Source organism: Pseudomonas sp. URMO17WK12:I9, from assembly GCF_900230165.1.
Lineage (GTDB): Bacteria > Pseudomonadota > Gammaproteobacteria > Pseudomonadales > Pseudomonadaceae > Aquipseudomonas > Aquipseudomonas fulva.
The window spans coordinates 412,555-435,766 of record NZ_OCMQ01000003.1 but is presented as its reverse complement, the minus strand read 5'-3'; the positions used below and the strand labels follow the sequence as shown (position 1 = coordinate 435,766).

Sequence of the window (23,212 nt, the reverse complement as noted above, 5' to 3'; positions counted from 1 at the left end):
GTCATTTCTCGATGATGTTGTCGGGGGTGGCAGACACGGCGGTCCTGGCATGGAAAGGGCAGCGCGCCGGGTTCAACGAACCGGTTTCCTGCAACTGGTACTGCATCCACTCGAAATTATCCGCTTCACCGAAGAAACCGAGGCTTTCAGGTACTAACCCGTCGTTGTAGTGGCCGACCCGTTGACGAATGCGCTCGCGGATGCGCTGGCCGCTCTGGGTGGCGACATTGGCCACTTCGTCGAAGTTCTCTCGGGGGTTGATGACGAATGTGATGTGCTTGCCCAGGTTGCGGCTTTTCATCTGCTCGTGGCCCGGGAAATTCATGTTGATGAACAGCGCCATGCCGGCAAAGCAGAACGACCAGCCGCTGTCGGCGGGGTCGGCTGGCACTGTCTGGGGCCAGGGGTTCGGATCCCGAGCATGAACGCCTTGCAGCACCTTCCAGGCAAGCGCCTGCTGTTGGGCAAGCGGCATGTCGGTCACCGTTTCGAGAAATATCACCAACGGGTGGCCGATACGTAGCTTGGGCGCAACCGGATCCATCAACCGGACATAGCTGGCCAGCCCTTGAGCGATGTCATCCGCCAGCTGTTCGGCGCGGGCGAAAAGGACATAGCACGTCTGCGCATTGACTGCCTTGCGCCCGAACAGGCAGGGGAATTCCGGATTGGCAAGGGTCTGGCGAAAGTGTTGCAGGGTAGCGATTGTCCAGTGTGTTTCGATGCACTCATGTTCGAGGGCCTGCTCAAACGCATCCAGGCGGTAGCAATGTCCATATCCCGTAAACATGGTTTCCCCGAGCTTCAAATGATGAACGATCCATGCAGATTCAGGCAGGATTTAGGTTATGTATGTTTTTTCACTGCATTTTCTAGCACTGTCGGCAGGTTGTAAAACGCGTGAAATTATGAGCTACTATTAGTCTTGCTAATACTCAGGAGGCGTCAATGTCGGAAAGGATTCAGGCCTTGCATGCACTGCGTGCGTTCGAGGTTGCGTCCCGCTATGGTTCATTCACCAAGGCGGCGGAAGAGCTCGCACTGACCCAAGGCGCAGTCAGTCACCATATCAAGACCCTGGAGGGCATGTTCGGCTGCGATTTGTTCGAGCGGCGCGGGCCCAAACTGAGCCTGACCGAGCATGGGCGCTTGCTCTCTCAAGAGCTCAAGGTCGGCTTCAAGATCATTGAGAACGCTTGCTCGCTTCTGCGCCAGGACCGCTACGGCCTGCGTCTGAAGGCGCCTTCAACGCTCACCGTGCGTTGGTTGCTAAGGGCACTGGATGGCTTCAAGAAACACGAAGACACCTGTTCGGTGCAGTTGTCGAGCGTGTGGATGGACATCGACAGCGTCGATTTCTATTCCGAACCCTACGACTGCGCCATCTTGCTGGCCAACGGTCGGTTCGCTGCCGATGTGGAGAGTTGCCGGCTGTTCGACGAGTGGCTCATACCGGTGTGCCACCCTGACTACATGGAGCAGGCGCAGCCTGTGCTGTCGGACCTGAACCGTTGCGAACTGCTGCATCCCTCGCCGGATCGGCGCGACTGGCGGCGCTGGCTGGCGCGGATGGAGGCCCTTGATGTCAGCATCGACCAAGGCCAGGTGTTCGACACGCTCGATCAAGGTATCTCCGCCGCTCAGCAGGGCCTGGGCATCTCCGTGGTCGATCTGGTGTTGGCCAGTGCCGATCTGGCAGCCGGGCGCCTGGTGACACCTTTCAAGCAAGCCGTGGCAACTGGGGATGGCTACTACATGACTTGGCTGAAAAACAGCCCCAAGGCCCGTCAGATGCAAAAGTTGCGAGATTTTCTTCTCGGTCAAGTGCCTCCACTGGTGCTCAAGGACATCAACTACCTGTACAGCTGAATTCACTACACCGCACAGGGTAAGCGCGACCCGTCCACCGACGGTGGAGGTTAGACGCTGGGGCTTGGTTGCCGGCGCAATCATGTCGTCTCGCAGGCAAGGCCAGGTGCGCCTGGAGCGACCCGTTACATTCGTCATCATCAACAACGCAGAGGGCGCGGCGGTGGATTTGCAGCAGGGCTTCGTCCTGACCCGGCACTGGTACGACACGCAGGCAGGTACGTGCGTGGAGCTGTGGCTGGCTACCGATCAGGGCCCCCGGCAAGTGCGACTGGCGCCCCAGATCAATGTGGCGTTCGTCCCTCAGGCGCAACAAGCGCACGCGCAACGGTTGCTGGCCGACGAGCCGGATGCAGAACTGCGCCCGCTTGGATTGAAGACATTCGATCAACGCCCAGTAATGGGCCTGTACTGCCGTCAATACCGGCAATTGCTTCAGGTAGAACAACGGCTGCGCGCCGCAGGTATCGACGTCTACGAGGCCGATGTCAGGCCACCGGAGCGCTACCTCATGGAGCGTTTCATTACGGCCCCCGTGCAGTTCGCTGGACGCCTGGATGAGCAGGGCGTGCTCTGCGATGCCCAGCTCAAGCCGCACGGCAGCTACCGTCCATCGCTGCGCCTGGTGTCGCTGGACATCGAAACCACCGAGCGGGGCGAGTTGTACAGCATCGCCCTGGAAGGCTGTGGGCAGCGCCAGGTGTACATGCTCGGCCCACCCAACGGTGACCCTCGCGAAGTTGACTTCGACCTGCACTACTGCGCCGATCGCAGTGCGTTGCTGCACTGCCTGAACCACTGGATAGCGCGCCACGACCCGGACGCGATCATCGGCTGGAACGTGGTGCAGTTCGACCTGCGCCTGCTGCATGAACACGGCAAGCAGCTGCAAGTACCCATGCACCTGGGCAGGGGGGGAGCGGCCATGACCCTGCGCGCGTCAGGTAGTGGTGGCCATGTCTTCATTGATGTGCCCGGCAGATTGGTGATCGACGGCGTCGAAGCGCTGCGCTCGGCAACGTGGAGTTTTCCATCGTTCAGTCTTGAAAATGTCGCGCGAACCCTCTTGGGTGACGGCAAGGCGATCAGTACGCCCTACCAGCGCATGGATGAAATCAATCGCATGTTCGCCGAGGACAAGCCTGCGCTGGCGCGCTACAACCTGAAGGACTGTGAACTGGTCACACGCATCTTTGCCCACACCAGGTTGCTGGAGTTTCTGCTTGAGCGCGCGTCGGTCACGGGCCTGGCGGCAGACCGCAGCGGTGGCTCGGTGGCCGCCTTCTGCCACTTGTACATGCCTCACATGCACCGCCAAGGCTACGTCGCGCCCAACCTGGGCAGCCGCCCCGACGAAGCCAGTCCCGGCGGTTTCGTCATGGATTCACGACCTGGGCTGTACGATTCGGTACTGGTGCTGGACTACAAGAGCTTGTACCCCTCGATCATCCGCACATTCCTGATTGACCCTGTCGGCCTCGCCGAGGGGCTGCAACAGCCAGATGACACAAACGCGGTCGAAGGCTTCAGAGGGGCGCGTTTCTCACGCACACGTCACTGTCTGCCAGCGATCGTCGAACGTGTGTGGCGCGCCAGGGAACACGCCAAGCAGGATCGCAATGCGCCATTGTCCCAGGCGCTGAAAATCATCATGAATGCCTTCTACGGGGTGTTGGGCTCAAGTGGCTGCCGGTTTTTCGATGCGCGACTGGCCTCATCGATCACCTTGCGCGGGCACCAGATCATGCGCCAGACCCGCGCCTTGGTCGAAGCCCGCGGGTATGACGTGATCTATGGCGATACGGATTCGACATTCGTCTGGCTCAAGACCGGCCATGATGAGGCGGCGGCCGAGCAGATCGGCAATGCACTGGTGCGCGAGGTGAATCAATGGTGGCGCGAACACCTGCGCCAGACGCTCGGCCTGGAGAGTGCGCTTGAGTTGCAGTTCGAGACCCATTACCGGCGTTTTCTCATGCCCACCATACGCGGCACCGAGGAGGGCAGCAAAAAGCGCTATGCCGGCCTTGTTCAGCGTGCCGATGGCACTGAAGACATGGTCTTCAAAGGGCTGGAATCGGTACGCACCGATTGGTCGCTGCTGGCCAGGACCTTCCAACAGCAGCTCTACCGACGCATTTTTCGCGGCGAGCCTTATCGCGAATTCGTTCGCGAGTACGTCGGCCAGATGCTCGCTGGAGAGCACGACGCTTCGCTTGTATATCGCAAACGCCTGCGCCGCCCGCTGGCGGAGTATCAGCGTAACGTGCCACCGCATGTGCGGGCCGCACGGCTTGCCGATGACTATAACCGGGAACTGGGTCGCTCGCTCCAGTACCAGCGCGGAGGCTGGATCAGCTACCTCATGACCACTGCCGGGCCCCAGCCTTTGGAGAATCGTCGTGCCCCCATCGACTATGACCATTATCTGTCGCGCCAACTGCAGCCGGTCGCCGATGCGATTCTTCCCTTTGTGGGTGATCGCTTTTCTACGTTGATCGATGACCAGATGCTGCTGTTTTGATCGTGAGGTAGTACCCCGTCGCCGCAGGTATGTATGTCGTCTCGCTAACCTCCCGTGCAAAATCACTTCACGGGAGCAACTGATGGACACCGCACTCACTGATCAACAGCTGGCGGAGCAGGCCTGCCAGGATGGCCTGATCGCTGCTCGCTTGCCGGCCTGGCTCAAAAAGCTCGATAAGGCATTCATTGCCCAGGCAGGCCAAGCGCTGAACAGCAGCCTGAAATGCCGCCAGCGTCTGGCCGCGCGGTGGGGATTGATCGAAGGTGTCGAGGCATTCGCCAAGCCCCTGCTGGAAAAATCCCTGAGCGCTCGTTTCGGTATCACCCAGGGCGTGGACCAGTTGTGGTTTCGCAATGCTTACGAGGTACCGCTCGCCACTTACTTCCCGATACGGGTGCCCTTGTACGAACGCCACTACTACCAGATACCGCTGCTTGAAGCCGTCTTGCGAAATTTTACCGCTGAACAGACGCAGCCCCAGGTCTTGCCGCCGATGGCTGGCGTGTTCGACGCGGCAGGTAACTCGGTGCCCAGGCTTAGCGCCGCTCGGTTTGCCCAGTTGACCCGGGAACTGGATCTGGGTGGGCTCTATCAACAACACTTGTCTGCCCATCTAGCGTCGGCCTCCATGCAAGCGCTACTAGGTGAGCTGAACCGGCACGAAATGGTGCTTGATGCATTCAAAGCCAATGCCCAGGGCGTGTTCGCTCCCGGCGAGCTCGAACTGTTGGTCGATTTGTGGCAAAGCGGCAGGCTGGGACGCCTGCACGGCAATCGAGTGCTTCCTAAAAGCTTGCAGATTATGGATTGTCCATTGCAGCAGATTCTGGTGCTGGATGTGCGGGACGAATCGTTGGCACCTTTCTACACGTCGAGCAAGCGTGTGCTGGTGTATATCCCGGGTGACCCGTTTGGAGCCTGGAGCACAGCCGATAATCTGGAGCGCTTTGAACGCGCTGTGCTCAACGCACGCTTGCGCCAGCCTGCCTATCAGCAGTTTTTTGCGCGTTTCATTCGACGTCGTGATAGCCAACGATTCTTCAGCCAGCTCGCGTCGGCTTTCTATGAAGACATACCGATCTGGGCAACAGCTGACCTGTACCCGGTAGCAAGCGCCTTGTCGGAGCCTGTGTTCGAAACCCTCGCCCGCAGCCGCGTTGCACACGTAATGGACGATGCCGCAACGCTGGCGCCTCCGGTCAACGCGTTGGATCGGGCCATCGGGCGCGCGCATGAGAAACGCCTGGCAGTCGAGGGCTGGACGTTGCTGGGGCTGGCCAGTTTCTGGCTACCTGGGTTGGGCCTGGTATTGCTTGCCGTGACTGCCTGGGAGTTGATGAAGGAGGTGTATCACGGGGTAGACACTTGGCACGAAGGCGAGACGGAGCAGGCTATGGACCATATGACCCATGTGGCCGCTCAAGTTGCATTGATTGGAGTTACCGCGGGAGCGGGTTATGGTTTGGCCAAGGTGTGGAAACGCTCGACGTGGGTAGATGGTCTGGTCCAGTCCAACGTTGAGGATGGGGGCGCGCGCCTGTGGTCCGAGGACCTGGCGCCCTTTCGAAGCTCCCCGCCACCTGTTGAAGCGGTGGCAGATCATGAGGGGATCAGCCGCCAGGATAGCCGCGCATGGATCCGCATGGACGGCCACACTTACCCGGTGCAGCAACGCACGACGGACGAGCAGTGGCAGCTGGTGCCGCGCGAGGGTGTAGGTCCTCTTTTACAGCACAACGGTGCAGGTGCGTGGCGGTTGTGGAGTGAGTCTCCCCTGGATTGGTCGACCAGCCATTACCTGTTCAGGCGCCTGGGCGAGCCGATGGCTGAACTCGACGACACGCGAATCGAGCAGGTCATGGCCATTCACGCGCTCGACGATGACCAGCTACGCGGTTTGCATTTTCGCGGCGCCGACCTCTTGCCAGCGCTGATCGATACCAGCCGCCGTGCGCATCTTGCTCAGCGTACCGAGAACCTGCTGATGCAGTTGCGCACTGGTGTTGTAATCGAAGATCAGAGGCTGCTTGCGCAGGTTGTGCAGCTGACCGGTGGCGAGGGCCTGTCTTCTTCGGATCTGGCGGCGCAGCTCGATGCACGACGGTACGAGGTCATGCAGCACCTGCTTGATCAGCAAATGTCTCCTTCCAGTCAGGATATCCAGGCTTTGCAGTGCGTATTCCCACGCTTGTACCCCAGTGCGGCACAGGCGCTGCTGGCCAATGCGAGCAGTGTCGACCTGCAACGTCTGCGTCGGACGGGTCGCGTGCCATTGCAACTGGCCGAAGCTGCCCGTGAGCGCAGCTCGCACATTCGTGTGCAGCGCGCCCTCGAAGGCCTGTACTTGCGGACGTCGCAGGATACGGACTTGGCCAAGCTGGTCCTGAAATTGCTCGACTATCGAGTTGGAGGCATCGGTAATGTGCGGTGGCGCCTGTTGAGTGCGCAGTTCAACGGCGTGCAACTGACCAGTGCCGGAGAAGGGGATGTCGAGCTACAGCTGTTCCATGACACCCAAGGCTTCAGCGTAAGAAACGCCTTTTCGCAGGAAATCTGCCCTCCCGGGGACCTGTTCGAGGTCATCGTGAATGCCTACGATCAGGCCCAACTGACAACCATGGGGCTGCATGCGCCTTTCGCCGAAAGTTTGCGCCAGGAAGTCGCTGCGCTTGCCCAGGTTCACCGGGCAGCGCTGCCTGAGCTCCTGGGCATCGCGACTCGCGGCCGCTGGCAATTGCCCACCCGCTTGGCCGACGGCCGCGTGGGTTACGTGCTCAGTGGACGTGGCGGGCGCAGGCCCAACCCCTATCTGCGAAGGCTGAGGTTCCTGTACCCCACCTACACCGATAATCAACTCGACGAGTGGCTGACTGATGCGCGTTCGGCAGCAGGAGGCATCGAGGCGCGGCTGCAGTGCCTGGAGGATCAGTACCGGACGCTCAACATGCATTTGCGTACGTGGGCCAGGCAAGGCTCAAGTCATGCCGAGCGTCAACGTCGCCGGACGCTGGGAAGAGCCTTGCGCAATTGCTGGCAGCACGTGCTCGATGAGGGCATGCACGGCGACAGTCTGATTCTTGCCTATCGTTGGGACATGATCGGCATTCACACCGAAAGTCTACCGGAGCTGCCGCCCCAGATACGGTTTGATCATGTGTATTCGCTGTCGCTGCGCGACGCCAGCATCCGCTACCTGCCTGAAAGCTTTCTGGGTGCGTTTACCAGTGTCCGGTCGCTCGAGCTTCCCGATAACCAGATCTCTCGGATCCCCCAGGCGCTCTTGCAGATGGAACATCTGTGGACGCTGAACTTGGCGCACAACCAGGTGGTGCTGGACGCGGGGCAGGCAACCATTCTCGGTAGCTGCAGCCATTTGCGTTACCTGGATCTCTCACGCAACCCGTTGGGCAGGCCCTTTTCGGTGGGCGGGCTGACATGCCTGCACGAGTTGCGTATAGCAGGCGCCGGCCTGCGCAGCTTGCCTTACCAACTGCTCGAGAGCACTTCGCTGCGAGTGGTCGACTTGCGCGACAACCTGCTTACGGCATTGCCTGAAGACTTCTATGAATCGCGCCTGTGGGTGGAGGGGGAGGTCCACCTGGGCGGTAATCCGCTGTCGGCTGTTGAGCGCGAACGGCTGGAGCAAGCGTTACTCACAGCGGCTACCCGCGCCCGTGATCGAGCGATGGTACTGGTGCGGCTGAACTGGATGGATGCGATCGGCCTGGCCCAGCGCACGGAACTGGGCACCTGCTGGGAACACCTGCAGGCCATGGAGGGCAGCGGCGAGTTCTTCGGTCTGCTCGAACGCCTGATGGAAACAGCGGATTTTCAGCACCGCACAGGCGCGCGCTATCTTGCCGGCCGAGTCCTGACATTGTTGGGGGCCATGCGTGATTCGAGCGACTTGAGGATGGCGATGTTCAGCGACGCTGAGCAACTGACCTGTCAGGACAGCGTGGCATTGCGTTTCAGCGATCTGGAAGTGCGCCTGCGGGTCTGGCAGGCCGAAGTCCAAGCGCAGCAAGGTGAACGAGAGCAGGTGCTGTTGCACCTAGGGCGGCAGCTGTGGCGTTTGGATGAAGTCGAGCGTGTGGCCATGGACGACGTGCGCTGGCGACAGGCCGATGGTGCCGATCCTGACGAGATCGAGGTGGTGCTGGCTTACCGCCTGGCGCTACGCGAGCGCCTTGACTTGCCCATTTTCACCAGCGGCATGTCATTCAGGGCGGTGGCCGGGGTCACCGAGACGCATATCGAAGGAGCAGCCAGGCGCGTGTTGCAAGCAGAAACCAGCGAGCAACTGGCCAACTCCCTGTTGGACAGGGAATTCTGGTGCAGTCACGTGCGCCGCTTGCATGCACAACGTTTCGACGAGATGAACGCACCTTTTCATGCACGGCTGGAGGCTGTGCAAGAGGCTGCTGATCTGAGCGAACAGCAGGTGTTACAGCAGACGGAAGAAATTTCGCAGCAACGCCAGGCGGCCGAACGGGCGCTTCTGCTGGACATCACGCGTCAGGCGCTGGACAGCGCGGCCGAGCCCCTTCAACCCTAGGAACAGGAGCGCCGTCGTGCCGGAGCAGGGTGAGCGTGTTGAGCTATGCTCGTAGGCATGCACGAGCCATGTAAGGCGCCACATAGCAGGGTGACACCTCCAGTTACTTTTGAGTTGCGCCTTGCCGGGTGGGTTGGTTTAGGCTCCTGCGTCGGATCTTTCTCCAAGGTCCGTAGTCTTTGTTTGATCGAGAGAATAAGGAGATGCGCATGCTTGTCCGGTCATTGACCCTCGCCGCCCTGCTCGCCGCCGTGAGCCCGGCTTTTGCGGCCGACAGTAGTGGGCCATTGGCCCAGGAGCTGGGCAAGGCAAGGCCATTGGTCATCATCGCCCCCAGCAGTGCCGACCCTACCCTCAGGGCCGTGACCAAGGCCATGGAGGATCCGGCTACGCAGGCTGCCTTCAAGGAGCGCAGCGTCGTGCTGTACAGCGTCGCCCAGATGATGGGGAAACGGGACGACAAGAACCTGGAGCAGCAGACCACCATGGCACTGATCCGCGAGCTCAAGCTTGGTGCGAGCAAGGGGACCAAGGTCATCCTCGTTGGCAAGGACGGTGAGCGGCACATGCTCAAGGATGACGACACTGGGGAGGTCCTCGATCCCCAGGCCATCATCAAGGCGGTGGACGATCTACCTGCCAGTGAAAAAGCGGTCAAGGCTTCCGAGCCGGTTGCGACCGCAGTGCAGGAAAAGATCAAGGAAACCAAGCCGGGCAAGGCCGCCAAGCCCACCTCACCGCCCAAGCCCTTGGAAGACTGAGCCTCTAGTCGAGCCCTTTCATGGAAGACCGGGTGCCATGCAGGGCTGCCAGCGCAGCCCTCACGGTTCAGGTCGTGGATTGTCCTGCGCTGCCAGTTTCGGCCAGGGATGGGTCATCGTGCAGCGATATCCGCGAGGTTTCCGGCAACGCCAGCCCGCCCACTAGCGCTATCAAGGCAATGACGACCAGATAGAAAGCTGGCGCCAGACTGCTGCCTGTCTGCCCGATCAGCCAGGTCGCGACCAGTGGGGCGGTGCCGCCGAACAGGGTGTAGGCAACGTTGTAGGTGATGGCCGACGCGGTATAGCGTGTACGTGTCGGGAAACTTTCCGATAGCAGGGCAGCGGTTACCACGCCGCTGGACAACGCGCCTACCGCCAGCAGCACGACACCGAGCAAGGCGCCGAACATCGCCCCCGAGCTGGCCAGCCAGTAGGCTGGGAACACGCACACCATCACCCACAAGCAGGTGAAGCCAATGGTCTTGCGCCGCCCGATCCGATCCGACACAGCGCCGGCAACCGGGCAGCCAGCGGCGGCGAACAGCAGCGCGACAGTGGTCACCAGCAGCGACTGGGCGCGAGTCAGGTTGCCCACCAATTGCAGGTAGGTGGCGAAGTAGGTGGTGAACATGTAGAACGACAGTGCAGTAAGGGAGATGAACGCGCCCAGGTTGCGTATCGCTCGTCCATGGTGGCGCAAGGTCTGCTTGAGGGGCGAATGCTCATGTTCCTTGCGCTGAGCCAGTGCGTCACGGAAGGCTGGCGTTTCTTCCATGCGCCAGCGCAGGTACAAACCGACCAAGCCCAGTGGTGCGGCGATCAGAAAGGGTACGCGCCAGCCCCAGGTGGCCATGGCTTCTGTGGTCAGGCTTGCTTCCAGGCCGTAGGCGATCACGGCAGCGCAGGCAAAGGCCGAGAACGTCGAGACCGGCACGAAGCTGCCATAGAACGCGCGCTTGTCGTTTGGTGCATGCTCCATCAGGTAAGCACAGGCCCCCGCATATTCACCGCCTGCCGAGAAACCTTGCAGGCAGCGGGCGAGCGTCAAGAGCACGGGGGCTGCCAATCCGATGCTGGCATACGTGGGCAGTAGGCCGATGAGGGTGGTCGAGCCTGCCATCAGCAAGATAGTCAGCGACAGGATACGTTTGCGTCCCAGGCGGTCTCCCAGGGCGCCGAACACGATACCCCCCAGTGGGCGCAGGGCGAACGCCACCGCGAACACGGCGAAGGTCTTGAGCAGGGCGACGCTCGGGTCACCACTGGCGAAGAATTGGCTGGCGATGAGTGTTGCAAGAAAGCCGTAAACGGCGAAATCGAACCATTCGACGAAATTGCCGATGGCCGAAGCGGCGATCACCCTGCGCAGGGTGGCAGGGGATACCTCGTGAAGTGCGGACATGCGGGTGCTCTCCGATTTTCCATTGGCAGCCATGACGAGCGTGGTGCGGTCGAGCCGCGCCATCAGTAGTTATGGTTGTCAGTAGATCGGCCCCGCTTACGAGTCGCTTTGTCGAGGACGACCTTCGGATGCCAGAAACGACCGCGGCGATCGGGGCTTTAGGCCACGACAACGCGATTGCGCCCACCTTGCTTGGCCAGATACAGCGCTCTGTCAGCCGCGGCCAACGTGCCGGCCGCATCGCCTGTGCCCTCCCAGTGCGCCACCCCAAGCGACACAGTCAGGGCGCCCACCGGCGCTACCGGGGTGTCCCCGATGGTCGCGCGCAGGCGCTCGGCCACACTGGCTGCCACAGCTAGATCCGCACCGGGCAAGAGCATCAGAAATTCCTCCCCGCCAGTACGGCACAGCAAGTCGCCTTCCCGGCAGCAACGGCGCATCGAATGGGCCAGTTGTCGCAACACGGCATCGCCGGTGTCGTGCCCGTGGCCGTCGTTGATCCGTTTGAAATGATCCACGTCCATGACGATGGCTGAAAAGCGCCGCCCTTCGGCCTCCAGCAACGACAGGCTGAATTCCAGCCCGCGGCGATTGATCAGCCCTGTCAGGGGGTCGGTCTGGGCTTCGCGGTTCAGGCGGCCAATGCGTTCGTGCAGCAGGTTCAGGCCGAACAACAACGCTCGCTTGAGCTCAGCCGCCTCGAAATACCACGCACGCACCCGATGCAAGTCTTCGGCCGTGTTGGCGCTGTCCATCATCCGTGCACTTGCGGCGAGCTGCCAGAGCGGCCGAGCGATGACCAATGCCAGCCACCAGAGCAGCAGGCTGCCGACCAGCGCCAGTGGCGCTGATGTACCTATCACATTGAGGACCAGGGTATTGAGCGGCGCCACGGTGCGTGACAGTGGTTGCTGGGCGACCACGCCCCAGCGGGCGCTGGGCACGGTGGCGAAGCCTGCGAGCATCTCGACGTTCTGGCTGTTGGTGAGCGCCACGGTGCCGCTGGGCAGTGTTGGCAACTGATCGATCAAGGCATTGCCCTGCACGACAGTACCGACGCGCTGGTTATCAGGGTGATAGAGCAGGCGTCGTTGGTGGTCGACTACATAGAGGTATGAGCCGTCCTTGTAGAAATGCTCGCCCAGCAGGCTGTTGAGGATATTGCGTTCGCGCAGGTAGAGGGTGCCCCCTACGTAGCCCAGGTAACGGCCTTGCTTGTCGATGATCGGCTGCGAGAGCGTGACCACCAGGTTGTTGGCGGCAGAGACGTACGGGGTCGAGACCAGCGCACGCCGCAGGTGCAGCGCTTCGTCGACGCCTGGGGAGCGCATGCGCCCGCCCACCAGGTGCCGTAGCGGCGCAGGGGAAACTGACAACAATGTGCCGTCGGCATCGATCACGAACGTGGAATTGAACGCCATGCTCTGCGCCAGCACGCGGTCTGTTTCAACCTGCAAGGCCACGGCGTCACTCAATTGTCGGCCTTGTACACCTGCGCTGAACTGCAGTTGCTGCAAGGCGTTACCGATGAATGTTTCGGTGATGGTGGCCAACTTGGTGGCGTACACCCGGTTCGCTTCCAGTGCGTGATTGATCAGCAACTGCCGCTGGACGCGGTAGCTGGCAAAATAGCTGGCGCACAGCATCACCAGTGCGGTGAGTGCGCAGAGCACCAGAATGAGCCTGCGCAGGTCCAGTCGCAATCCATGCTTGGTGTTAGGCAATCCTGACCTCGGAATCATCAAATGCGGCGAATGGCAAGGAATGCTCATTGGCAGTCGCGTAGCGCGAGTGTCACTCAGGGGGCGTTTTTTTCAAGCGCCTTGAGTTCAGCCTCCACGTCCTGCATGCGCTGTTCAGCCACCGCCTGTACCTTGGCATCTGCGGCGGTTTGCTGCATCAGTGCCGTGAGTTTTTCACTCAACCGCTTGCCTTGCGGTGTCTTTTCCAAGGCGCGGGCCTTGGCGGGGTCCTGCAAGGCGCCGACGATACTGGCGAATTCGGCATCGGTGAAGTTCTGTTCGCTGTACAAGCGGAACAGGTCCTGACGCTGGTCGTCAACCGTCAGGTGCCGACGCAGGACCTGTTCGATACGGGTCTGGCTCACGTCAGGGTGCTTGCCCGCAAGGAGCACGGCCATGCGCTGAATGTTGTGGTCATAAGCCTCCTGCAGCGGCAACTGGGCAACGATCTGTTCTTCTCGCGAGGGTTTCTGGTCGCACGCCGTGACCGCGGCGGTGAGCGCAAACATGAGCAGCAACTTCGGGAAGCGAGGCATGGCTTGGCCTGAATGGGCTGTGGGGTAGGGCGATTATACGGGTGCGCGCACGTCCGGGACGAGCGTTGCATTTGCCTTGCCGGGCTGGCTGCGGTAGAACCAGGCCTTTGACTGCAACGGTTGCCCCATGCCTGAACTTACCCTGCGCCCCGTGACCCCCGAAAGCCGTGACGAGGTCGTGGCCTTTGTCGAGGCCGCGCGACGGGACTTGTTCCCGATGCTTGCCAAAGCGCCTTTACCTCCCGACCTTGCACAGTTTGATGATGTCTATCTGCAAGGCGCCGGCGCCTTCCTCGAAGCACGGGCGGGCGCAGACCTGGTGGGCGTGATCGGCTACCTGCCCTACGACAACCGCTTTGCGCAGTTCGACTACGGTGACCAGCGTGTGGCCGAGGTCGTGCGCCTGTTCGTGTTGCCTGCCTATCGCCGGCTTGGCGTGGCGGCACGCTTGTTCGGGGCCTTGAAAGCACAGGCGGCAATCGATGAAATCGACCGTTTTTACCTGCACACCCACCCATTTCTGCCGGGCGCCGTCAGCTTCTGGGAGCGGCAGGGCTTCACCCTGCTAGACGTTGAGGACGACCCGATCTGGCAGACGACCCACATGGACCTGCGGCTGCGTTAGGCGCTCGGACATGTCCTACATTGACGCAGGTGTGATGGACCACGCGTTCATTTTCTTACAAGGCAGGTGATGGTTTGCTTCCTCGTGCACGGACTTTTCACAGCCGCAGAGGGAGAGTGACAATGCCGCACATGGCCCTGTACAAACTGAAACTGCTGGATGAATTCGAGGTTCGCACAGACGGTTGGTCGTTCGACGATTTCCAGAACCGCCTGATGGACATCTGGCGTGGCGCCACCCGCCAGGATGCCGCCTGCATCATCAATGCCGCGCACCGAGAGGGCAGGTGGCCCAGGACGGTCAGGCAATACCTGTTGAGTCGCATCAAGGTGGCCGGCCACGTCGAACCGGAGTTGGAAGCCACGTTCATCGAACTGTCTGGCTCGCTCACTGGCCAGGAGCGGGCGCAATGGTGCCGCACGGCGGCCGATACCGTTCACTGACCGCTGACAGGGGCGCGCGGCGGCCTCGCTGTCGCCGCCCGTATTCAACACGCACTACCGTCGGCCTACTCGATGTTCACGATGTGGCGCGTGATACGCAGGCGCTCACGCGCTGCGAAAGCGCAATACCTGAGCGCCGTCCAGCGGGTCGGTGAGCACGTGTGCGTGAACGCCGAAGGTACTCAGCAAGCAAGCGGGCGTGAGCACATCCAGCGGTTTGCCCAGTGCGACCAGTCGCCCGTTGTTCAATACCGCCACACGGTCGCAGGTCAATGCCTGATTGAGGTCATGCAAGGCCACCAAGGTCGTGACCGGCAATGCTTGCACCTGCTGCAACAGGCCCAGTTGATGCTGGATGTCGAGGTGGTTGGTCGGCTCGTCCAGCAATAGCACTGCGGGGCGTTGCGCCAAGGCCCGAGCGATGTGAACGCGCTGGCGCTCGCCACCGGACAACGACCCCCACAGGCGGCTGCGCAAATGCAGTGCATCCACATCAGTCAGCGCATGCTCGACGATGGCCTTGTCGTCCTCACCGAACGGCGCCAAGGCCGATAACCAGGGGATACGGCCCAACGCCACAGCGTCGAAGACTCGAATGGCATCGAGCGTGTCAGCATGCTGCTCGACCAGTGCCAATGACCTTGCCACCGCTCGGCGAGGCAGGCGCGAGAGCGACTTGCCCAGCAGTTGCACGGTGCCAGTGGCCGGCTTACGCAGGCCTGCCAGCACCTTGAGCAGCGACGACTTTCCCGAGCCATTTGGCCCGACGATGGCCAGGGTCTCGCCGACGTGCACCGTCAGGTCGATCCCGTCGAGCACCGGGCGGCCCCCCAGGTGCAGGCTGATGCCCTGGCAGCCCACTGGGGCGAGCTGCATGGGCGCCATGGCGGTCACGCGCGCCCCCTACGGGCCACCAGGATAACTGCGAACACTGGGCACCGATCAGGGCCGTGACCACCCCCACGGGGATGACCTGCCCGGCGATCAGCGTCCTCGACAGGATGTCCGCGGTGATCAAGAACAGCGCCCCGCCCAGGGCACTGGCCGGCAGCAGGCGGTCATGACCGGGCCCGAGCAGCAGGCGTAGCGCATGGGGAATGACCAGGCCCACGAAACCGATCGCGCCGACGATCGAGACCATGACGGCGGTCACCAGGGCTGCACAGCTGATCAGCAGCAGTTGAGTGCGCCGTACCGCAACCCCCAAGGAGGCTGCCGAGTCGGCGCCGAAGGTGAAAGCGTCCAGCGCTCGGCGTTGCCACAGGCAAACCAGAAGGCCCAATAGGGCAACTGGTACGGCCAGCCAGACCGAAGGCCAGCGCACGCCGCTGAGATTGCCCAGCAGCCAGAACAGAATGCCGCGGGCCTGTTCGGCTGTGGCCGACTTGGTAATAAGAAGCGCCGTCACGGCATTGAACAACTGTGAACCGGCAACCCCAGCCAGGATGATGTGAGCGCCAATGCCGCCCGGGCTCGCGGCGCGCGCCAGTAGCAGCACCAGTGCGAAGGCGGCCAGGGCACCGATGAAAGCCCCGGCTGACATGCTCAGCGTCATGCTGCCCAGGCCCAGCAGCCCGACCAGCACTGCACCTGTTGAGGCGCCTGCCGACAGGCCCAGCAGATAGGGCTCGGCCAGCGGATTGCGCAGCAACGCCTGGAGGATCACGCCGCAGGTGGCCAGCCCTGCGCCGCAGGCCGCCGCGACAAGGCTGCGGGTCAGCCGGTAGTTCCACACGACACCGGCGTCGATGGGGTCGACCGGGTAGCCCGCCTGCCAAGCATGGTTGGCCAGTACCTGGCCGACCAGGCCCAATGACAGCGGGTTTTCACCGATTGAAGTGCCCGCCAACAGCGCGCCCAGCAGGGCCGCCAGTGCGGCGCAGGTCAGCCCCAGACGCTTGATCACTGCGCTGCGACGCCGGTGGAGAAGGCCGTGGCCAGCGTCTGCACGCCGCGGAACAAACGAATGCCCGCCTGCATCGCCTCGGCATCGAGCACGATGATACGCCCATGCTTGACGGCGTCCATGTGCTGCGTCACAGGGTCATTGCGCAGAAAATCGAGTTTTTTCTGGTAGTCGTCGGCCGGAAAACGGCGGCGGTCCATGCGTGCAATGATCAGCCAGGTCGGGTTGGCCTTGGCCAATGTCTCCCAGCTCACGGTTGGCCACTCCTCGGTGGAGCTCACCACGTTGCGCACGCCAAGGGCACGCAACATGAAGTCCGCAACGCCCTGGCGGCCTGCCACGTACGGGTCGGTGGCCAGATCGGCGCTGGAGAACCAGAACAGCGCCGAGATAGTGGACAGGTCAACGCCTGCCAGCTGCGCCTGGGCATGGGCCAGGCGGCCCTTGAGCTCGTCGTTGAGGGCGGCGCCACGAGCCTGCACATCGAAGACGCTGGCCAATTCACTGACACTCTTGTAGATGCTTTCGACCTGGAAGGCTTGCAGCCGCGTGCCGTCGGCGCCCACCCGGTTGTCCTTGCCTTCGCAATCCGACGGCAGCACATAGGTGGCGATGCCCAGCTCATTGAATTGCTCGCGCGTACCCACCGCACCCTGGTCCCCCACCATCCACTCGAACTGGGCCGTCACCAGCTGCGGGCGCTTGCCCACTACCGCCTCGAAGCTGGGCTCGTTGTCGGCAAGCCGAGGGACCTTGGCGTCCTGCGCCTGGTAATCGGGCAATACGTCATTGAACCAAAGCGATGACGCGGCCAGCCGGGGGGCCAAGCCCAGCGCATACAGCATTTCGGTGCCTGCCTGGCCAATCGTCACCACGCGTTGGGGGGCTTGGGCGAACACCTGGGGTTTGCCGCAGTTGTCGACCGTCAGCGGATACGCGGTAGGTGCACCCTGAGCCAAGCCGGCAATGCCAAGGCCAGCGAGCAGGGTGGCGAAACGGGGCAGCATGCAGGACGATCTCCTGTTGGGCAGTTCCCGGTGGCTCGCGCAAGACGAACGCGGGATTCACTATTGATTTGAGCGGTGGAAACCGGGGGGCACGCATGGTAGACCATCGCGCCGCCGGGTGAAACGCTTTAAGGGGCTGATTTAGCGCCTAGAAATACTTCAGCCACGCCAAGTCACGCCTGCGCGCCTTCAACCGGGCGAACCAGCGCACAGGTGGGTAGAGCATCAGCGGTAGCAGGGCCGACGTCAGCCAGACTGCGGCAATGGTCTCGAAACCGAAGTAGGCGCCCTGGTTGGCGCCCCACACGCCCACTGCGCTCAGGTACAGCAGTTTGAGCACGTACAGGTGCAGGAGATAGAAAAACATCGGGGCTGCGCCAAACATCGCCAGCACTGCGATCCAGCGCGGGTGCCCGGCGCGCTCGAATGCGCGCAGCAACAGCAGCCCAACGCCCAAGGTCAACATCAGGAACAGCAGTGATGGAGGGTACTTGGTGATGTTGAAGAAACTCATCAGCGTCTGCGTCAGCGCAGGGTGAATGCTCCAGTGCGCTTCGCCATAGCCGTTGATCACGCGTAGCGCGACAAAGCCCAGGAGTGCGCCGCACCCAGCCTGTAGCAGGCGTCGTTGACGCAGTGCCGGCGTGCAGGCGCTGTGCAACCAAGGGCCCAGCCAGTAGCCAACGGCGATGACGCCGAGCCAGGGCAGTACCGGGTAGGATGTGCGCAGACGCAGTGTGGCGCTGATGTCGAGCCAGGTACGGTCATGCGCGATGGCCCACGGCACATGCCAAGGGGATGTGGCGTCGAAGTGTACGCCGTCAAGCAGGTTGTGCCCGGCGATGATGGCCAGCCCAACAGCGAGCAGGCCAGCCCGGGGCAGCCATATCAAAGCTGACAGCGCCATCATGCTGATACCGATGGCCCAGATCACTTGCAGGTAGATCACAGTCGGCGGCACCTGGAATGTCCAGGCAACGTTCACTAGGGTGAGCTCCAGCACTACCAGAAACAGCCCGCGCTTGAACAGGAATGACGAGACTTCCCTGCGACTCTGCCGCTTTTCGCCATAAAGCCAGGCAGACAAGCCGGTAAGCAGCACGAAGACGGGCGCGCACAGGTGGGCGAGGGTGCGACTGACGAACAACGCCGGGTCGGTGGTTTCCACTGCCATCGGGTCACTGACCTGATGCTGCATGAAAAACGTTTCGCGGACGTGGTCCAGCAGCATGATCAGCATGACGAAACCGCGAAGGGCGTCGATGCTCTGCAGGCGTTGATGGGAGAGGGGCGTTGGCAGGATTGCAGGGGGCATGGACATCACGTATCAAAACGAAGATCGCAACGTTATCTTATAACTCATGCGCTGAGCAAGGCTGTCCTTGGCATGCGCACCTCGCTCGTATCGCCCAGGGCCGTTGCACGCATCCGGCCCTAACGCCCCTGCGCCTGTACTGCCTACCGACCCTTGCGACGCGCTACGCGCGCTTCGATGTTCTTGCGCCCAATGAGCAGCGCAGGCTTTTCCGTGACTGGCTCATCAGCCAGCCATTTGTACATGACAAGGCAATCCACCAACCCCAGATGCGCATGCCGATAGGCCTTGGGCAAGCGGCCGACGGTTTCGAAGCCCAGCTTGTGCCACAAGGCGATCGCCACCTCGTTGCTGGCAACCACCGAATTGAATTGCAGCGCCAGAAAGCCTTCCTGGCGAGCCAGCTTCTGTGAGTGCTCGCACATCAGGCGCGCCACGCCTCGGCCACGTGCCTGCTCGGTCACCATGTAGCCGCAATTACCCACGTGGCTGCCTGGTCCGCCGGCATTGGCCTTGAGGTAGTAGGAGCCCAGGAGCTCGCCCTGGGCTTCGGCCACCAGTGTGTGCCGGGGCAGCTCGAGCCACAGATGCCGGGCCTGCTCAAAAGTCATGTCGGGGTCAAGGGCGTAGGTTTCCCGCGCCTGAACCACCGCCTGTAGCGTAGGCCAGAAGCGCTCGAAGTCGTCTGGCGTCATGGGGCGGATATTGATCATGTGCAGCCTCAGATGTAGATGAACACCAGCACCAACGCGGCGACCACTGCCCATTTCTCGAGGTAGTAACGCATGCGATTACGCTTCTTCAGCGCCTTGCCCCGTTCGCGGATGCGATAGATACGGGTGAACAGGCGATTGATGGCGCCGGTCTTGTCCCCCGCATCGTTGGGTGCAGCGGCAGCGGCCATGACGTTGCGGCTGAACCAGCGATTGAACGCCGTGGCCCAGCGGTACTTGAGGGGGCGCTCCACATCGCAGAACAGAATGATGCGATTGTGCTCGGTGGTGTTAGCCGCATAGTGGATGTAGGTTTCGTCGAACACCACGCCCTGGCCATCGCGCCACGAATATTTCTCGCCATCGACGTCGATGTAGCAGCCGTCGTCGTTGGGAGTGTCCAGGCCCAGGTGATAGCGGTAGGAGCCAGCATAGGGATCGCGGTGCCGAACCAGCTTGGCCCCAGGGGGCAGGGTGGCGAACATGGCGGCCTTGACGGTGCCGATGCCTTGCAGCAGTTGTGTGGTGCGTGGGCACAGGGTCATGGCCGACGGATGACTCTCGCCGTACCACTTGAGGTAAAACCGCTTCCAGCCGGTTTTGAAGAACGAGTTGAAGCCAACATCGTCGTAATTATCGGACTTCTTGATTTCACCCACCTGGAGTAAACGCTGGGCTTCCTCACGGATCTCCTGCCAGTGTTCCTGCAGCGGTTGTAGCTCGGGGAAGGCTTCAACCGGCAGGTAGGGCTTGGCTGGATGTTTCGAGAACAAGTAAAGGAAACTGTTGACCGGGGCCAGGAAACTGGAATGGTCACCCAGCTGGCGAGTCAGCTTGTGACGTACCCGACCGCGCAGGTGAACGTAGGCGATCGAGAAGACGAAGAGCAGAACGAGTGCAATTTTCATGGACGTTTACTTGTCGAAAAATGGCCATGCGCATGGCATAAGCCCGCCAGCATAAACAATCGTCGCAGCAGTTTGTACTGATTGTTACGAAACTGTCCGGCCGATTCGGTGTCGCGTTGCACAGTCCGCGACCCTGGTTTCACCTTCAGGAGATCTTATGGTTCAGGACACACGCTCCAGCGCCAGCCCCTTCAAGCGGCTGTTTTTCGCCCTGCCGGTCAGTGATGCCCAGCGCCGCGATGTCTCCCAGTGGCGGCGCAGCCTGGCGCTGCGCAGCGGCAAGCCGGTGCCAGCCGCCAACTTCCATGTCACCCTGGCCTTCTTGGGCAATGTCGACGCGGCTCAGGTGCCGTCTGTGTGCGCTGCCGTCGACCAATTGGTGCTGCCCGACAAGGCGCCGAGGCTGGTGCTCGATCGCTTGCAGGTGTGGCAGAAGGCCGGTGCCTTGGTGCTTGAGGCGCAGCATACGCCTGCGGCGCTTCTTCAACTGGTCTATGGGCTGCAACAGGCGCTGCTGCCCCTGGGGATCGCCGTGGCAGACCGCAGCTTTCGCCCGCACTTGACGCTGTCTCGCGAGTTTCACGGGCAGCCCCCTGAAGCCAGCTCGCCACCGGAGTTCTTTGTCAGCGCCCGGGAATGTGTACTTTACGAGTCCCGAAAGGGCGCTTACCAGGCACTGGCGCGCTGGGCACTAGGGGATGGGGGCGCATTCTTGAGCCCGCCGGGCTCACACCGGTAGGCTCTGATAGGGCAATTCTTCGCCGGGGCTGCGTTCGAACTGGCGTTTGTACTCGCGGCTGAACTGCGACGTGCTCTGGTAGCCCACCCGATGGGCGACCTGTGCCACGCCCATTCCTTCGCCGATCAGCATCTGCTGTGCCTTCAGCAGCCTCAGGCGCTTGAGGTACTGCATAGGCGCCATGTCCGTGCAGCGTTTGAAATGCTCGTGGAAGGTGGAGACGCTCATGTTCGCTCGCCCAGCCAGAGCCTCGACGCTCAGGGGCTCGCTGTAGTGCTCGCGCAGGTGGGCTAATGCAGCACCAATGCGGGCGAAATGGCCCTGCTGCTCGACCAACGCTCTCAGTACCCCGGCCTGTGGGCCACGCAAAGCGGCGTACAGCACTTCGCGTACCCGGGCCGGCCCCAGCACCTTGGCGTCCACAGGGTCTTGCAGGCACTCCAGCAATCGCTCGACCCGCTCGCGCATGGGCGCGTCGAGGGCGGCCGAGGTCATCGACTGGGGCGTCTGAGCCTGTACCGGGCCATCCGTGGCAAGGCCGGTGCTCTGCACCAGTTCGCTCAGCGTGGCGCGGTCGATCGCGACTGCCACGCCCAGCAAGGGCACATCGGGCGTGGCGAAGGTCTCGCACATGAAAGGGACCGACAGCGCCTGCACTAGGTAATGCCCGGCGCCGTACTCGAGCGTGCGGGGCCCCAGGCGGGCCAGCTTGCTGCCCTGGGCCAGGATCATCAGGCTCGGCTCGTAGATCTGCGGGCTGCTGGCCACGTAGTGGTCCCAGCTCAGCACTTGTACCTGGGGCAGATGGGTGGACACGAACCCTGGGCGTAGTGCCAGGCGACGTATGAGCGTGCAAAGCGGGGCATTGGCGTCTACGTGACGGGTCAGTTGCATGGAGCACCGGGGCAGAGAATCGGACAGCATGGGGAGTCGAATTATGCCCGCCGCGCGTGGTCTTCACCAGCAGCTTCGGAGAATCAGGCAAGGCTTCCGGAGAATCTGCGGTGGGCAATGTCCCTCTCTAGGAACAAAATGCTTCACATGAACCGTTTCACTTAACCGCGAGGTCTCCATGTATACCGCTATCGGTTACGCCGCCCAAACCCCCACCAGCCCGCTGGCACCCATGACCTTCGAGCGCCGCAGCCCGCGCCCGGATGACGTGGCCATCGACATCCTGTATTGCGGGGTGTGCCACTCGGACATCCACCAGGCCCGCAACGAATGGGGCATTGCGGTCTATCCCTTGATGCCCGGCCACGAGATCGTCGGCCGCGTGACGGCAGTAGGCGCCCAGGTCACCGGCCACAAGGTCGGTGACCTGGTCGGTGTCGGCTGCATGGTGGATTCCTGCCGTCAGTGCGCGGCCTGCGCCAAGGACCTCGAGCAATACTGCCTCGAAGGCCCGACCATGACCTACGCCACGCCCGATCGCGTCGATGGCAGCAACACCATGGGTGGCTACTCCAGCAGCATCGTGGTCAGCGAGCATTTCGTGGTACGCATCCCCGAAGGCATGGACCTGCCTAGCGCCGCTCCTATCCTGTGCGCCGGTATCACCACCTATTCACCGCTCAAGCACCACGGTGTAGGCCCAGGCCACAAGGTGGGCATTCTTGGCATGGGTGGCCTGGGGCACATGGGCATCAAGCTAGCCAAGGCGCTGGGTGCCGAAGTCACGCTGTTCACCCGGTCCGAGGCCAAGGCCGCTGAGGCGCGTCGCCAGGGAGCAGACCATGTGATCGTGTCCACCGACGCCGAGCAGATGAAAGCCGCTGCCGGTCGCTTCGACTTCCTGCTCGACACCATCCCTGTCCAGCACGACCTCAATCCCTACCTGGAAACCCTGACCTTCGACGGCGTGCACATCCTCGTCGGGCTGATCGAACCGATCGAGCCTGCGCTGCATGCTGCCAACCTGGTCATGAAGCGCCGCGTGCTGGCCGGCTCGTTGATCGGCGGTATCGCAGAAACCCAGGAGGTGCTGGACTTCTGTGCCAAGCACGACATTCGCTGCGACATCGAGATGCTGGACATCCGCCACATCAACGAGGCGTATGAGCGCATGATCGCAGGCGACGTGAAGTACCGCTTCGTGATCGACATGGCGACCCTCAAGGCCTGATCAGCCATTGACCTGCTCCGGGGCAGCCGGTGC

At 62.0% G+C, this 23,212-nt stretch carries 18 protein-coding genes and 1 pseudogene; 8 read left to right on the top strand and 11 right to left on the bottom strand.

Features of this window, described 5'->3' with window-relative positions; all coding sequences use genetic code 11:
* Position 1: 1 nt before the first annotated feature.
* The gene (locus CRP40_RS09715; protein ID WP_033695033.1) at positions 2-790 is read right to left on the bottom strand and encodes a YqcI/YcgG family protein; all 789 of its coding nucleotides are present in this window, start codon (positions 788-790) and stop codon (positions 2-4) included.
* Between the two features lie 158 nt (positions 791-948).
* Between CRP40_RS09715 and CRP40_RS09710 the strand changes: the two genes are divergently transcribed.
* The 4 genes from CRP40_RS09710 to CRP40_RS09695 all read left to right on the top strand — a co-directional run bounded on the left by CRP40_RS09710 (position 949) and on the right by CRP40_RS09695 (position 9,715).
* Positions 949-1,869 carry a LysR substrate-binding domain-containing protein gene (locus tag CRP40_RS09710; RefSeq protein ID WP_027914655.1) on the top strand — a complete coding sequence of 307 codons (921 nt, stop codon included), beginning with the start codon at positions 949-951 and terminating at the stop codon, positions 1,867-1,869.
* A gap of 163 nt (positions 1,870-2,032) precedes the next feature.
* On the top strand, positions 2,033-4,393 hold the full coding sequence (locus CRP40_RS09705; RefSeq protein WP_027914656.1) for a DNA polymerase II: 2,361 nt from the start codon (positions 2,033-2,035) through the stop codon (positions 4,391-4,393).
* An 82-nt stretch (positions 4,394-4,475) separates the two neighbouring features.
* Entirely contained in the window at positions 4,476-8,954 is a 4,479-nt protein-coding gene (locus CRP40_RS09700) for an NEL-type E3 ubiquitin ligase domain-containing protein (protein WP_027914657.1), read from the top strand.
* A gap of 209 nt (positions 8,955-9,163) precedes the next feature.
* On the top strand, positions 9,164-9,715 hold the full coding sequence (locus CRP40_RS09695) for a DUF4174 domain-containing protein (protein ID WP_027914658.1): 552 nt from the start codon (positions 9,164-9,166) through the stop codon (positions 9,713-9,715).
* Positions 9,716-9,782: 67 nt separating this feature from the next.
* Here CRP40_RS09695 and CRP40_RS09690 read toward each other — a convergent pair whose 3' ends face one another.
* The 3 genes from CRP40_RS09690 to CRP40_RS09680 form a co-directional block, all read right to left on the bottom strand.
* Positions 9,783-11,120 carry an MFS transporter gene (locus CRP40_RS09690; RefSeq protein WP_027914659.1) on the bottom strand — a complete coding sequence of 446 codons (1,338 nt, stop codon included), beginning with the start codon at positions 11,118-11,120 and terminating at the stop codon, positions 9,783-9,785.
* 158 nt (positions 11,121-11,278) lie between these two features.
* A complete protein-coding gene (locus tag CRP40_RS09685) occupies positions 11,279-12,844 on the bottom strand; it encodes a sensor domain-containing diguanylate cyclase (protein ID WP_027914660.1) in 1,566 nt (521 codons plus the stop codon).
* Between the two features lie 74 nt (positions 12,845-12,918).
* Complete coding sequence (locus CRP40_RS09680) at positions 12,919-13,398, bottom strand: hypothetical protein (RefSeq protein ID WP_027914661.1); 480 nt, start codon at positions 13,396-13,398, stop codon at positions 12,919-12,921.
* Between the two features lie 127 nt (positions 13,399-13,525).
* Here CRP40_RS09680 and CRP40_RS09675 point away from each other — a divergent pair, with 127 nt between their 5' ends.
* Together CRP40_RS09675 and CRP40_RS09670 are read left to right on the top strand one after the other, a co-directional pair.
* Positions 13,526-14,023 (top strand): GNAT family N-acetyltransferase, encoded by a 498-nt coding sequence (locus CRP40_RS09675; protein WP_027914662.1) that lies wholly within the window; start codon positions 13,526-13,528, stop codon positions 14,021-14,023.
* Positions 14,024-14,145: 122 nt separating this feature from the next.
* Positions 14,146-14,466 carry a hypothetical protein gene (locus tag CRP40_RS09670; protein WP_027914663.1) on the top strand — a complete coding sequence of 107 codons (321 nt, stop codon included), beginning with the start codon at positions 14,146-14,148 and terminating at the stop codon, positions 14,464-14,466.
* Between the two features lie 105 nt (positions 14,467-14,571).
* Here the strand turns inward: CRP40_RS09670 and CRP40_RS09665 are convergent, their stop codons facing one another.
* The 6 genes and pseudogenes from CRP40_RS09665 to lpxO form a co-directional block, all read right to left on the bottom strand.
* Positions 14,572-15,351: an ABC transporter ATP-binding protein gene (locus CRP40_RS09665; protein ID WP_033736756.1), complete on the bottom strand. Its 780-nt coding sequence runs from the start codon at positions 15,349-15,351 to the stop codon at positions 14,572-14,574.
* Between the two features lie 5 nt (positions 15,352-15,356).
* Positions 15,357-16,372: pseudogene (locus CRP40_RS09660) on the bottom strand (iron ABC transporter permease).
* Positions 16,369-17,379, bottom strand: a complete 1,011-nt coding sequence (locus CRP40_RS09655; RefSeq protein ID WP_027914665.1) for an ABC transporter substrate-binding protein — start codon at positions 17,377-17,379, stop codon at positions 16,369-16,371. The pseudogene CRP40_RS09660 and the gene CRP40_RS09655 overlap by 4 nt, the downstream one beginning before the upstream one ends.
* A gap of 148 nt (positions 17,380-17,527) precedes the next feature.
* On the bottom strand, positions 17,528-18,694 hold the full coding sequence (locus tag CRP40_RS09650; RefSeq protein ID WP_042139336.1) for a DUF1624 domain-containing protein: 1,167 nt from the start codon (positions 18,692-18,694) through the stop codon (positions 17,528-17,530).
* Between the two features lie 143 nt (positions 18,695-18,837).
* Positions 18,838-19,407: an N-acetyltransferase gene (locus CRP40_RS09645; protein ID WP_027914667.1), complete on the bottom strand. Its 570-nt coding sequence runs from the start codon at positions 19,405-19,407 to the stop codon at positions 18,838-18,840.
* An 8-nt stretch (positions 19,408-19,415) separates the two neighbouring features.
* The gene (gene lpxO / locus CRP40_RS09640; protein ID WP_027914668.1) at positions 19,416-20,315 is read right to left on the bottom strand and encodes a lipid A hydroxylase LpxO; all 900 of its coding nucleotides are present in this window, start codon (positions 20,313-20,315) and stop codon (positions 19,416-19,418) included.
* A gap of 157 nt (positions 20,316-20,472) precedes the next feature.
* Between lpxO and thpR the strand changes: the two genes are divergently transcribed.
* Positions 20,473-21,054: an RNA 2',3'-cyclic phosphodiesterase gene (gene thpR, locus CRP40_RS09635; protein WP_042139309.1), complete on the top strand. Its 582-nt coding sequence runs from the start codon at positions 20,473-20,475 to the stop codon at positions 21,052-21,054.
* Here thpR and CRP40_RS09630 read toward each other — a convergent pair.
* Positions 21,043-21,948 carry an AraC family transcriptional regulator gene (locus CRP40_RS09630; protein ID WP_027914669.1) on the bottom strand — a complete coding sequence of 302 codons (906 nt, stop codon included), beginning with the start codon at positions 21,946-21,948 and terminating at the stop codon, positions 21,043-21,045. The genes thpR and CRP40_RS09630 overlap by 12 nt on opposite strands.
* 178 nt (positions 21,949-22,126) lie before the next feature.
* Here CRP40_RS09630 and calA point away from each other — a divergent pair, with 178 nt between their 5' ends.
* Positions 22,127-23,179 carry a vanillin reductase gene (gene calA / locus CRP40_RS09625; protein ID WP_027914670.1) on the top strand — a complete coding sequence of 351 codons (1,053 nt, stop codon included), beginning with the start codon at positions 22,127-22,129 and terminating at the stop codon, positions 23,177-23,179.
* Positions 23,180-23,212: the final 33 nt, after the last annotated feature.